At 66.5% G+C, this 13,040-nt stretch carries 7 protein-coding genes; 6 read left to right on the top strand and 1 reads right to left on the bottom strand.

The features are described from left to right. Positions 1-20: 20 nt before the first annotated feature. The 4 genes from ACX80C_RS01805 to ACX80C_RS01790 are packed head-to-tail and all read left to right on the top strand — an operon-like array spanning position 21 to position 6,995. Entirely contained in the window at positions 21-1,610 is a 1,590-nt protein-coding gene (locus ACX80C_RS01805) for a cytochrome ubiquinol oxidase subunit I (protein ID WP_459324505.1), read from the top strand. 39 nt (positions 1,611-1,649) lie between these two features. Further along, a complete protein-coding gene (cydB, locus tag ACX80C_RS01800; protein ID WP_459324504.1) occupies positions 1,650-2,672 on the top strand; it encodes a cytochrome d ubiquinol oxidase subunit II in 1,023 nt (340 codons plus the stop codon). Then, the gene (gene cydD, locus ACX80C_RS01795; RefSeq protein WP_459324503.1) at positions 2,669-6,028 is read left to right on the top strand and encodes a thiol reductant ABC exporter subunit CydD; all 3,360 of its coding nucleotides are present in this window, start codon (positions 2,669-2,671) and stop codon (positions 6,026-6,028) included. The genes cydB and cydD overlap by 4 nt, the downstream gene beginning before the upstream one ends. Continuing rightward, a complete protein-coding gene (locus tag ACX80C_RS01790; RefSeq protein ID WP_459324502.1) occupies positions 6,015-6,995 on the top strand; it encodes a GNAT family N-acetyltransferase in 981 nt (326 codons plus the stop codon). The genes cydD and ACX80C_RS01790 overlap by 14 nt, the downstream gene beginning before the upstream one ends. A gap of 9 nt (positions 6,996-7,004) precedes the next feature. Here the strand turns inward: ACX80C_RS01790 and ACX80C_RS01785 are convergent, their stop codons facing one another. Then, positions 7,005-9,491 carry a DNA gyrase/topoisomerase IV subunit A gene (locus tag ACX80C_RS01785; RefSeq protein ID WP_459324501.1) on the bottom strand — a complete coding sequence of 829 codons (2,487 nt, stop codon included), beginning with the start codon at positions 9,489-9,491 and terminating at the stop codon, positions 7,005-7,007. Between the two features lie 128 nt (positions 9,492-9,619). Between ACX80C_RS01785 and ACX80C_RS01780 the strand changes: the two genes are divergently transcribed. After that, positions 9,620-12,298 carry a bifunctional acetate--CoA ligase family protein/GNAT family N-acetyltransferase gene (locus ACX80C_RS01780; protein ID WP_459324500.1) on the top strand — a complete coding sequence of 893 codons (2,679 nt, stop codon included), beginning with the start codon at positions 9,620-9,622 and terminating at the stop codon, positions 12,296-12,298. Between the two features lie 60 nt (positions 12,299-12,358). Continuing rightward, a complete protein-coding gene (locus ACX80C_RS01775; protein WP_459324499.1) occupies positions 12,359-13,033 on the top strand; it encodes a DUF5998 family protein in 675 nt (224 codons plus the stop codon). Positions 13,034-13,040 lie beyond the last annotated feature (7 nt).

The following is a 13,040-nucleotide window of genomic DNA, read 5'->3' as shown; positions in this document are numbered from 1 at the left end:
GCTTGAGGAATCGAGGATCCATGGAAGCTCTCGAAATCGCCCGCTGGCAGTTCGGCATCACCACCGTCTACCACTTCCTGATGGTGCCGCTCACTATCGGACTGGGCCTGGTTGTGGCCCTTATGCAGACTTTCTGGTACCGGACGGGCAAGGAACACTACCTGCGGATGACCAAGTTCTGGGGCAAGCTCTTCCTGATCAACTTCATCATGGGTGTGGCGACCGGCATTGTGCAGGAGTTCCAGTTCGGACTCGCCTGGAGCGAGTACAGCCGTTTCGTGGGCGACGTGTTCGGGGCGCCGCTCGCCATGGAGGCCCTCCTGGCGTTCTTCGTCGAATCGACTTTCCTCGGGCTCTGGATCTTCGGTTGGCAGCGCTTGCCCCGTCTGATTCATCTCGGCTCGTTATGGGCCGCAGTCTCCGCTTCGGTCTTCTCGGCCTACTTCATCATCGTGGCCAATTCCTGGATGCAGCACCCGGTCGGCGTCGAACTCGTGGACGGTAGGGCGCGCATGGTCGACGCGTGGGCGGTCTTCACGAACAACACCGCGCTGGTTGCCTTCACGCACACGATCTTCGGTGCCCTCGCCGTGGCCGGCGGCTTCCTGCTCGGCATCGCCTGGTACCACCTGTGGAAGCGGCGCCACGACGGCCTGGATAGTGTCGGCGCCGACTGCCGTGTTCTTCCGGGCGGGGATGAAACTGGGGGCCGCGGCCGCACCGACCATCAGGTGTGGCTCCGCTCGGCGCGGATCGGCGCCGTCGTCGCTCTTTTGTCCTTCGCCGGCACCGCCGTCTCCGGTGACCTGCAGGCGAAGCTGATGTTCGAGCAGCAGCCCATGAAGATGGCTGCCGCTGAAGCCGCGTGCCACGACGGGACCGGATTCTCGATCCTTTCCGTCGGCAACCTCGGCGCGCAGGACTGCGATGACATTGTCGCCGTGATCGAGGTGCCCGGGGTGCTCTCCTTCCTGGCCAACGGCGACTTCACCACCGAGGTCAAGGGCGTGAACACTCTGCTCCCCGAGTACAAGGAGCAGTACGGCGAGACCTTGCCGGACGATCCGATCTACGGCGAGCGTGCCGGGATGCCGATCGACTATCTCCCGGTCATGGAGGTGACGTACTGGGGCTTCCGCATCATGATCGGCTTCGGCGCGGTGGCGGCCTTCGCGGCGCTCGTGGCGCTGTGGGTCCTGCGGAAGGGCACCGTCCCGCAGTCCCGCTGGCTCATGCGCCTTGCGGTCTTCGGGATCCTCGCGCCGTTCGGCGCCAACTCGGCCGGCTGGATCTTCACCGAGATGGGCCGCCAGCCCTTCGTCGTCGCCCCCAATCCGGATCCCAACGGTATTGACGGGGTCTTCATGTTCACCGCGGCGGCCGTGTCGCCGGGAGTCGAACTGTCGGAGCTCATTTTCTCCCTCGTCGCCCTGACCCTGGTGTATGCGGTGCTGCTGGTGGTCGAGGTGAAGCTGCTCGTCACCTACGTCCGCGGCGGCGTCGCCTCCGCGATGCCGGAACTGAAACACCAGCACGACGACGGCGACACCGACGACAATGAGCGCCCCGGTGGGAAGGACAAAGACGATGTGCTCGCCTTCGCCTACTGATCGAACTTACCGAGCGCTCCAGGGAGAGGAACCCCTCGCATGAACGAGTTGCTGCCGACGATTTGGTTCATCCTCATCGCCGTACTGTGGACCGGCTACCTCTTCCTCGAGGGCTTCGACCTCGGCGTCGGCATGCTGATGAAGGTCTTCGCCCGCACCGACCGCGAGCGCAGGGTGCTGCTGAACACGATCGGCCCGGTGTGGGACGGCAACGAGGTGTGGCTGTTGACCGCCGTCGGCGCGACGTTCGCCGCATTCCCGTTCTGGTACGCCTCCCTGTTGTCCTCCCTGTACCTGCCCCTGGTGCTCGTGCTATTGGCATTGATCTTCAGGGCGGTCGCCTTCGAGTACCGGGGGAAGATGAACAGTGATCGCTGGCGCCGCCGCTGGGACCGCGCGATCTTCGCCGGTTCGCTGACATCGGCGGCGGGCATCGGCGCTACCCTCGCTGTGACCACCACGGGTCTGCCGCTGAACGCGAATGGCGACCGGGTGGGCGGACCCTTCGCGTGGCTGAACTTCGATGCCCTCCTGGGGGCTGCCGCCGTCGTCCTGTTCTGCCTGGTCCATGCCCTGGCGTTCCTTGTCCTGAAGACGGCCGGTCCCATCCGCGAGCGCGCGCGGCGGGTATTGATCCGTCTGCTCCCCGTCGCCGTCGTACCCCTGCTCCTGTGGGGCGGGCGGGTTCACATGGCCGGTGGAACGTTCTGGACCGGAGCGCTGCTCACGCTTGCGGTGGTTGCGGTCGCGTGCGCCTGGCTCGCCCAGCGCAAGTCCCGGGACGGCTGGGGCTTCGTGTGGCTCGGTGTGTTTCTGGCGGCCAGCCTGGCCTGCATCTTCGGCTCGGCATACCCGGTTGTGCTGCCATCCACCCTGGACGAGGCATTCAGCCTCACCGTCCAGAACGCCTCAAGCTCGCCCTACACGCTGGGGCTGATGAGCATCATTGCCGCGTTCGGCGTGCCGCTCGTGCTGGCCTACCAGGGGTGGACCTACTGGGTGTTCCGCAAACGCGTAAGCGAGCAGAGCATCCCCGAAGCGCACACGGTGAGTCCGCTGTGATCGAGCGGTTGCTTGCCCGGGGCCCGGCCGGCTCGCTGGTACCCGCCGGGCCGGTCTACCTGCTCGGCTTCTTCGCCGCACTCAAGGCGGTGGGACTGGTTCTGGTTGCAGAGGCAATCGCAGCAGGGATAGCAGGCCTGGCGCAGGGAGCGCTGCCCGGAATGGATCAGTTGTGGCTCGGACTCGCCGGGGTTGGGCTGCGAGCCGTTGCCGTGTGGCTGCAGCAGGGCACGGCGCACCGGTTGGCGTATGGAGTGAAGGAACGGCTCCGGCGGCAGGCGCTCGAACGGGTTCTGGCCGACGGCGGTCCCGCGGACTCGGGCGAGGGCACCGGAGCGCTGGGCGTGTTGCTGACACGCGGTCTCGACGGCCTGGACAAGTACCACACGCAATACCTCCCGGCGCTGATCACGTGCGCCGTAGTCCCATTGATGATCGGCGCGAGGATCCTTGCGGCGGACTGGGTGAGCGCCGTCGTGATCGTCGTGACCATCCCGCTGATCCCGGTATTCATGGTCCTTATCGGCTGGCACACCCAGGAGCGCACCAGCGAAGCGCGGGCATCGCTCGACCGGCTGTCCAATCACCTGCTCGAACTCGCCAGGGGACTGCCCGCGCTGGTGGGCCTGGGACGCGCGTCGGCGCAGACACGTGCCCTGCAGGACATCAGCGCCGGATACTCGACCCGCACGATGGAAACCCTCCGCGTGGCCTTCCTGTCCTCCCTCGCGCTGGAACTGATCAGCACCATCTCAGTGGCCGTTGTCGCCGTCTTCGTCGGGGTTCGCCTCATCCACGGCGATGTGGGCCTCGAAACCGGTCTGCTCGCCCTCATCCTCGCCCCCGAGTGCTACCTCCCGCTGCGCGACCTGGGCGCCGCCCACCACGCCAGCGAGGAAGGACTCGATGTCGGGCGCCGGGTCCGCAGCCTGATCGACCGGCCGCAGGCTGCGGCACAGCCCAAGCGCGACGACGACGACGGCCCGGCCGCCCGGGCTGAGCACCTCACCGTGCGCTTCGCGGGCAGCCGCGAACCCGTACTGCGTGATGTCACTTTCGAGATCGCGCCCCGGACGATCACCGCGCTGCGCGGCCCGAGCGGATGCGGCAAGTCAACTCTGATGGGACTGCTTGCCGGGATGCCGCAACCGTCCCTCGAAACGGAGGGGAGTGTACTGCCCTTCTCCGGCCCCGTTGCGTGGGTGCCGCAGCATCCGGAACCGCTCCTTGAAACGGTGCGTCAGGAACTTGAGTTCTACGCTGCCCCGGACACGGGCGACGACGAGCTTGCCGCCGCCCTTGCCGCCGTCGGAGGGATCCGGCTCCTCGAGAAGACAACCGGCGAAGTGAGTCCGGGCGAACTGCGTCGGCTCGCGGTCGCGCGGGCCCTGCTCCGGGTGCAGGCCGCGGGTGGGACCCTCCTGCTTGATGAACCTACCGCCCATGTGGATGAGGAGACCTCCGAGACAATCCGGCAGGCGGTGGCCGGTCTACGTGGATCAGTGACCGTCCTGCTCATTGCACACGATGCGGCCACCGCAGACCTTGCTGACACCACCATCGAGCTTGGAGCTACGGCATCTTCGCCGCCGGCGGTTAGTCCCGAAACGGACAAGGAAACGGCATGCCACACTTCCGTCGTACCGAATGCTGCGGTAGCCCGCCCATCTGATTCCGGCACCTCCTCCATTCGGGGCTTCACGCGATCGGCCCGGCAGGCACTTGTCCTCGTCCGCCCCTGGTCAGCGCGGTTCCTCGCCGCACTGGCCTTCGGCACCGGCTCATCGGCCTTTGGCATCGCGCTCACGGCCCTCTCCGGCTGGCTGATTGTCCGCTCCGCCGAGCAGCCACCCATTCTCTACCTCCTGGCCGCCATCGTGGGCGTACGGTTCTTCGGCATCGGCCGGTCTCTGCTGCGGTACTGCGAACGGCTCTGGCTGCACCACGCGATTCTTCAGGCCGCTGACGCAATCCGGCTCAGATTGTGGGAAGCACTGCTCACCCGGGCTGAATCCTGGCGTTCGCTTTCCCGCGGCTCGGGCGGCATCGAACGGCTGGTGGGCGACATTGATGAGATCCGTGAGAGCGCAGCACGCGCCGTCTTTCCGCCGCTGACAGCTGCGGTGACTGGCATCGGAGCCATAACGACGACGGCGCTCATCCTCCCGACGACTGTGGGCTGGCAGGTGCTCGCCGTGGTCATCGGAATAGGAGTGGCGCCCGCTGCGGCACTACTGGCGGACCGGGCCGCAGGCGCTGCGGGGATCCGGGTCCGGGCGGCCTCGCTGGCCCAGACCACCACCCTGCTGCGTGCCTGCCCTGACGTCACAGTGAACGGACTCACAGACAGGGCGCTGAACCGCCTTGCACACCTGGATGCCCGGTCCGCCCGCCTCGTCCGCCGTAGCTCCTGGGCCGCAGGTGCCGGCCAGGCCCTCGTGATCCTCGGCTGCGGAATAGCTGCGCTGGGGATCCTGGGCGGGTCCGGGGGCCTGCCGGCCGAGGCGGTCGCCGTCGTCGTCCTGATGCAGCTTGCGCTCGCCGAACCGCTGATCCTCGGCGTGGCGGCGGTCCAGCAGTGGGGTCCGCTCGTTGCCGTCGCCGGCCGGATCAGTCCTGAGCTCCGCGCCGCCGGCGCGGAGCCGCGCCCGCATGCAGTCCACCAGGCCGGTTCCGGTGAAAAGATTGCGCTCGAGAACGCCGCTGTGGCGTACGAGCCTGGCCGACCCGTGGTTGAGGGCGTTACCCTCCGGATCCGCCGGGGGGAGTGGACCGCACTGACCGGGCCGTCAGGGAGCGGCAAATCAACCCTGATCGGTGCCCTGCTGGGCTTCCTGCCGCTGATGCGGGGACGGTACGTCATCGGAGGTGCGGAAGCCGCGACCGGGGCCGTCCCGAAGGTCGCCTGGTGCCCGCAGGAAGGTTACCTGTTCAACTCGACGGTTCGCGCCAATCTGCAGCTCGCACATGTCCCGGCCAACCCGGCGACAGAGCAGCAACTCTGGGAAGTGCTTTCCGCCGTCGGACTCGCATCCACCGTCCGGAACCGCGAGGGTGGACTCGACGCCGGGATCGGGCCGGCGGGCAACCGTCTCTCGGGCGGTCAACGGCAGCGGCTCGCTGTGGCACGGGCGCTGCTCAGCGACGCCTCCACCCTCATCCTCGACGAACCGACCGCGCACCTTGATCCGGACGGCGCCGCCTCACTGATGAGGGACCTGCGCGCGGGCCTGGGAGACCGTCCGGTTCTGCTGGTCACCCACGATCGCGGGCTTGCGCTGACCTGCGACACCGGTGTTGAACTGGCCGCCGGAACGGCCGGCGATCACCTACGCTGGGAGCATGCCTACACCTGAACTGAGGCCGGCTGACCACCAGTTGAGCTGGCGACCGATTACGAACGCCGACATTGACGGTTGGGAAGCGCTGCTGCGCCGTATGGCCGAAGTGGACAAGCCCGACTGGATCGAGCAGAAGGCAGATCTCGAGGAAGTCTTTTCCGCCTCGAAGAACGACCCTGCGCTTGACACCGTCATGGGATTCGACGAGGAGGGCACACCGCGTGCTTTCGGGCGCATCAGCGCCAACGCCGGTTCCAACCTCGTGCATGCTTTCGGCGGCGTTGATCCGGCGTGGCGGCGTCGCGGTATCGGCCGCGCCATCCACGAGTGGCAGGTTGAGCGGGCGCGCCGCCGACTCACCGATGCCGGGATCCCGGATGGCTTCATCCGTTGTTATGTCGAGGAGAACAACCCCGGACACCGGGCGCTCATGGAGGCCGCCGGCAACAGGATCACCCGCTGGTTCACCGAGATGACCCGGGATCTTTCCGAGGAGATCCCCGAGGTTGACCTGGATCCGGAATTCGAGATCGTGACCTTCAGCGATGATATTTCCGAGGCGGTTCGCCTGGCGCACAACGAGGCCTTTCAGGACCACTGGGGGAGCGAACCACGCGACGAGGAAAGCTGGCACTTCACCATCAGCCACCCCGAGTTCCGTGCAGAGTGGAGCCTCGCGGTGATCGACAACTCCTCCGGGGAAGTAGCGGCGTACGAGATCGCAAGCTATGACCCGGAATCGAAGCAACTCGTGGGACACGATGAAGGCTACACCGAGCTGCTCGGTGTCCGGCGCGACTGGCGCGGACGCCGGCTCGCTCCGGCGCTCCTCGCTGAAGCGATGCGGCGGTTCAAGGCTGACGGCATGGAAAACGCCGGCCTCGGCGTTGACACGGAGAACCCGTCCGGGGCTCTTGGCCTGTATGAGCGGATGGGCTACACACCCACCCGCCGGTCGATGGCGTTCGAGCGGCTGCTCTAGCTGTACTGATCAGGCAGGGCTCGGGCCGATCGCCTCCACGGGCTGAGAGAGGGCAATCCCCGAACCGTCACGGCGGCCGTGCTCGGTGGGCAACGCGCGGGCAACCCCGGTTGCAGATACCGCCTTGGCAGGGCCATGGCCGGCCCACGCAAGCTCAAGGTGGTCCTCGCCCTTCAGGAAGCGGTGCGCGCGCACTCCGCCCGTTGCCCGGCCCTTCACCGGATACTCCGAGAACTCCGTCACTTTCACTGAGCCGGCCGTGGTGCCCGGAAGCGCCTCGCTGCCCCCGGCAATGGTCACGACGACGGCGGCGGGATCCCCGGCGCGGACCGCGCCGAAGTGGACGACGGCGTCGTCGGCTGCCAGCTTGATGCCCGCCATGCCGCCGGCCATGCGCCCCTGGGGGCGGACCGAGGAGGCCGGGAAGCGCAACAGTTGGGCTTCCCGGGTGATGAAGACCAGATCGATGGAATCTGCTTCGTCCCCTGCCTGAGCAACCCCGATCACCTCGTCTTTCGGCTTCAGCGTGACGGCTTCGAAGTCGTCACGGTTCAGCGGATAGTCCGGGCTAACCCGTTTGACTACGCCCTGTGCGGTGCCGAGTGCGAATGCCTTGTCCAGCGGCACCAGTCCCACCAGGGACTCGCCGCGCTCAAGCGTGATGAATTCCTTGACGGACACGCCTCCGGCGAGGTTCGGGATACCGTTGGTCGGCGGCAAGGCCGGCATGTCGACCACCTGGAGCCGCAGCATCCGGCCCGCTGAGGTCACGGCGCCGATCTCGGCCCTTGCCGTGGTCGCCACAACGGACGTGTAGGCATCGTGCTTGACCCGTTGTCCGCCGTCGACGATCGGTTCCTGCCCGGTGGTGCGCGCCAGCTGGCCGGAGGTGGAGAGAAGGACCCAGCACGGATCGTCTGCGATCTCGAGCGCGAGCGGCGCCTTGGCGCCCGTACCCGCCGGTGTTGGCAGAACCGTCCCCTTGAGTGGGGCACTCGCCTCGGATTCAAGCAGGACGGTCCGCCGGGGCGTCGCAAACTGTTCGGAGATGGCGGCCAGCTCGTCCGAGACCAGCTCCCGCAGCTTCTGCTCCGAACCCAGGATCTCCTCCAGCGCGGCGATCTCCCGCCGAAGCTCATCCTGTTCCTTCTCCAGTTCTATGCGCGAGTACTTTGTCAGTTGCCGCAGCCGGAGTTCAAGGATGTAGCTGGCCTGGATTTCGGTCAGGTCATAAATGGCCATGAGCCGTTCCCGGGCTGCCGCGGCCTCGTCCGAGGAACGGATGATCTGGATGACCTCGTCGATGTCCACGATGGCGATCAGCAGGCCCTCGACCAGATGGAGGCGGTCCTTCTTCTTACCGAGACGGTACGCGGTGCGCCGCCGGACCACTGAAATGCGGTGGGTGACGTACACCTGAAGCAGTTCGAGCAGTCCAAGCGTGCGGGGCTGCCCGTCAACCAGGGTCACGTTGTTGATGCCGAAAGAATCCTCCATCGGCGAATACCGGTACAACTGGGCCAGCACCGCATTGGGGTTGAACCCGTTTTTCAATTCGATGACCAACCGCAGGCCGTGCGTGCGGTCCGTCAGGTCCACGATGTCGGAGATGCCCTGCAGCTTCTTCGCAGTGACGGCGTCCTTGATCTTCTCGATGACCTTCTCCGGGCCGACCGTGTAGGGGAGTTCCGTTACCACCAGGCCGGTCCGCCGGGCCGAGAGCTGCTCGACCTCAACCTTGGCACGGGTCTTGAAGGATCCCCGGCCGGTGGCGTAGGCGTCGCGGATACCGTCGAGTCCAACGATCTTTCCGCCGCTGGGCAGATCCGGCCCGGGGACGAAGCGCATCACGTCATCCAGGGTCGCGTCCGGATGCTCGATGAGATGCCGGGCCGCGGCGATCACCTCGCCAAGATTGTGCGGGGCCATGTTCGTGGCCATACCCACAGCGATACCGGTGGCACCGTTGACCAGCAGGTTCGGGAAGGCGGCGGGCAGCACTTCCGGCTGGGTGAGCTGATTGTCGTAGTTGGGAATGAAGTCGACAACGTCTTCGGCGAGGTGGTCGGTCATGGTGAGCGCTGCCGCCGCCAGGCGCGCTTCGGTGTATCGGGCTGCGGCCGGGCCGTCATCCAGGGAGCCGAAGTTGCCGTGCCCGTCGATCAAGGGAAGGCGCAAGGAGAAATCCTGGGCCATACGGACCATGGCGTCGTAAATTGCGGCGTCACCGTGGGGGTGCAGCTTGCCCATCACTTCGCCCACCACGCGGGCGGATTTCACATGCCCGCGGTCCGGCCGCAGCCCCATGTCCGTCATCATGTAGAGGATGCGCCGCTGCACGGGCTTGAGGCCGTCGCGGGCGTCAGGCAACGCACGCGAGTAGATCACCGAATAGGCGTACTCGAGGAAGGAGCCCTCCATTTCGGAGGTCACATCGATATCGATGATGTTCTCGGTGTAGTTCTCATCCGGTGGTGTTGCTTGGCGCCTCGCCATGGTTCCTGAAGTCCTTCAGCAGCTAAATGTTCGGATCATAAGTTGCAGTGGCACCTACAGTGGGCAGTTACACCGGTGTCGAAAGCAGGTGCTGTTGCCCGGGCGTGCCCGGCCACTACTGTGAGTCTATGGTGGCTGAGCGTCTTTACCCGCAATATTGGGAGGCGGACGTCGTGTTGCGGGACGGCTCAACGGGTCACCTGCGCCCTATTTCGCCACACGATGCGGACGCCGTCCAGGCGTTCCATCAGCGGCAGTCGCAGAACTCGATCTACCTGCGGTTCTTCACCTACAAATCCTCATTGAGCGCAAAGGAACTCAAGCGTTTCACCGAGGTGGACCATGTGAGCCGCGTGGCCTTCGTGGTCACGCGCGGCGCTGACATCATCGGTATCGGCCGCTACGACCGCCTCGACGATCCCGCCCTGGCGGAAGTCGCGTTCAACGTGTCGGACGCACACCAGGGCAGGGGCCTTGGCTCCATCCTGCTGGAACACCTTGCCGCCGCCGCACGCGAGAACGGCATCAGCCGTTTCACGGCGGAGGTGCTGCCGGAGAACCGGAAGATGATCACCGTTTTCGCGGAGGCGGGCTACGAGGTGGACAGGCATTTTGACGACGGCGTCGTGGAACTGACCTTCAACATCGACCCCACGGAACGCTCACGGGCCGTCATGGAGGCACGCGAGCACCGCGCTGAGGCGCGAAGCATGGAAACCCTCTTGACGCCGTCGTCGGTTGCCGTAATCGGCGCGAGCCGCAGCTGGGGGACCGTCGGATATTCCCTCCTGGAACACATCATCGACGGCGGCTTCACCGGCACGGTGGCGGCAGTGAATCCCGAAGCCTTCGAGCTGAACGGGATGGTTGCCTACGGATCGATCGGGGAGGTCCCCGGGCCGGTGGACCTCGCCGTCGTCGCCGTTCCCTACGACCACGTCGCGGCCGTGGTGGAAGAGTGCGGCAAGGCAGGGGTGAAGGGGCTGCTGGTCGCCACCGCGGGATTTGTCGACGACGGCGACGGACTCGCACGCCAACGTGCCCTCGTGCACAGCGCGCGGTCATACGGCATGCGTGTTATCGGACCGGCGTCCCTCGGAATAGTCAACACGGATCCTGACGTCCGGCTGAACGCCTCCATGGCGCCGCTGCTGCCCAGCGCGGGGGGACTCGGCCTCTTCAGCCAGTCTGCCGCGATCGGGGTGATGCTCCACGCGGCCGCGATGCGCAGGAACCTTGGTCTCTCATCAGCGCTCTCAGCGGGTAACCGCGCCGATGTCTCCGGAAACGACGCCATGCAGTACTGGGAGGACGATCCCCGGACCCGCGCTGTGGCGCTCTACCTCGAATCGATCGGTAACCCGCGAAAGTTCTCCCGCATTGCGCGCAGGCTGTCCAGGATGAAGCCCGTGCTTGTCGCGAAATCGGAGGTGATGGGACTGCAGCTCCCGCCCGGGCACGCCGTGCGCACCACCCAGGCGCCGGGCGGAGCGCTGGACGCCATGTTGCGGCAGTCCGGCGTCATCCGGGTTGAAACCACAGAACAACTGATGGACGTCGCCCAGATCGTGGTCGGCCAACCTCTTCCGCTTGGGCCGGGGGTTGCAGTATTAAGCAATTCACTGGCTCTCGGGAAGGTGGTGGCGGACGGTGCGGGGGCACAGGGCCTCGATGTTGTCCACCTGAACGCCGCACTCGATCTGGAGACCGGGCAATCCATAGCCCTTCCCGCATTCGAGGCTGCACTGCAGGCGGCCCTCGGCGACGCAGCCGTGCACTCCGCCGTCGTGACTCTCCTGCCGGCCGTCGGACTTACCCCGGCCGCCATTCTGCCGGTCCTACGGGCGTGCGGCGGCGACGCCGGCAAGCCGGTCGTTGCCTGCTTCACCGGTGCGCTGGACGCGGCGGAACAGGTGGAGGGTCTCGGCGCGCTGGACGACGCCGGCATCGGCGTACCGTGTTTCGGGAGCCCGGGGGCGGCGCTGGCTGCGCTTGGCGCGGTTGCGCGTTACAGCCTGTGGCGGGAAGGGGATCACGGACAGTTCGCGGAGCTTGCAGATATCGCCCAGGACGACGCCGCCGCACATTTGACCGGCGCCCTCGAGCGGGTCAGCGACGTCGGGCTAGCACGGCTGGACGGCGGGGAGACCGGGCGGCTGCTGGCAAGCTACGGTATCGGGCTGGTGCCATCGGTGCCCTTCGAAACGGATGTCGAAGCGGTTGAGGCGGCCGAAGACCTCGGCTGGCCGGTCGCGCTGAAGACCGTCGACGAGCACCTGCGGCACCGCCTGGACTTCGGGGGCGTACGGCTCAACCTTGCAGGCGCCGAGGAACTGCGGACAGCGATCGAAAGCATGCGCCGGGAACTTGCCCCCTTCGGCAATCCGGGGCTCGAAGTCCAGAAAATGGCACCCCCAGGGCAGGCATGCGTAATCCGGGCGATCGAGGACCCGCTCCTGGGCCCGGTCATCTCCTTCGGCATGGCCGGTGACGCGGTGAACCTGCTCGACGACTGGGCTCACGCCATCCCGCCGATGACCACCCTGGACGCTGCGGAACTGGTGAGGACGCCGCGTGCCGGCCGACGGCTGTTCGGCTATCAGGGTTTGCCGCCGGTCAATGTTCCCGCACTGGAAGACCTGCTCCTGCGGGTGGCGCAACTCAAGGAACGGCATCCCGAGATCGCCCTGCTGTCATTCAATCCGGTCCTGGTCTCCGCCGCTGGCCTGGCCGTCCTGAGTGCGGAACTCAGCGTCGGCAACCCGCAGCAGCGCACCGACAGCGCCCGCCGCGCACTGCGGGACTGACCCTCCCCAAGAGTTCTTCCCGGTTATGCGGGCGCCGCTGCGATAGGTCACACTGGAACCATGACTCCATCGCTGTCGGCTGAGCGCCGCGACCTGGATGCCTCCCTCGAACGTGCGGGCTTCTACCCGAGGCTCGTGGCCGACGTCGTTCATGACGCACTGGACGGGCGTGAGCCCCTCTCGCATGTGGTCCACCTCGAGACTCACTTCGAACGCACAGAGGTGCGCAGGCACATCACAGTGCTCGTCCTCACCGAGGACATGCTTGTGGTCACCCACGTCGATGACCAGCAGCTTGACGACGCCGGCGAGCTGGTCTCAGCGCAGGTATCCACCGAATCGGTACCGGTAAGCCAGATCCGCTCGGTGGTGCTCAGCTACCTCTATGCGCAACCGCAGGATTACAAGCCCTCGGATCCAGCACGCGAACTCACTTTGGGGATCGCCTGGTCCGGCGGCCAGCGGCTGGACATGGGACCGGCAAGCTGTGGGGACCCGCAGTGCGACGCCGACCACGGCTATACCGGAACCATTGCCCAGGAAGACATCGTCCTCCGCGTCAGCGCGGAGGCTGACGGCCTGCAGGCAGTCCAGAATGCCAAGTCCTTCGCGCGTGCGCTGCGCACAGTGAGCACGGCCAACCCATCGGTGGCCGGCGTCGTTAATCAGCCGCAGCCCGGCCGCCGTCAGCCGGGCCTGGCAACGCGCTTCAGCCGAGCGCACCACGGGCGGTAAAGCCACA

Source organism: Arthrobacter tecti (assembly GCF_054511355.1).
This window is presented reverse-complemented; position numbering and strand designations above follow the sequence as displayed.

What these genes read in the sequence shown, in the direction of transcription:
- cydB (WP_459324504.1), top strand. Translation starts at nt 1,650, where the DNA reads ATGAACGAGTTGCTGCCGACGATTTGGTTCATCCTCATCGCCGTACTG.
- ACX80C_RS01805 (WP_459324505.1), top strand. Translation starts at nt 21, where the DNA reads ATGGAAGCTCTCGAAATCGCCCGCTGGCAGTTCGGCATCACCACCGTC.
- ACX80C_RS01790 (WP_459324502.1), top strand. Translation starts at nt 6,015, where the DNA reads ATGCCTACACCTGAACTGAGGCCGGCTGACCACCAGTTGAGCTGGCGA.
- ACX80C_RS01775 (WP_459324499.1), top strand. Translation starts at nt 12,359, where the DNA reads ATGACTCCATCGCTGTCGGCTGAGCGCCGCGACCTGGATGCCTCCCTC.
- ACX80C_RS01780 (WP_459324500.1), top strand. Translation starts at nt 9,620, where the DNA reads ATGGTGGCTGAGCGTCTTTACCCGCAATATTGGGAGGCGGACGTCGTG.
- ACX80C_RS01785 (WP_459324501.1), bottom strand. Translation starts at nt 9,491, where the DNA reads ATGGCGAGGCGCCAAGCAACACCACCGGATGAGAACTACACCGAGAAC.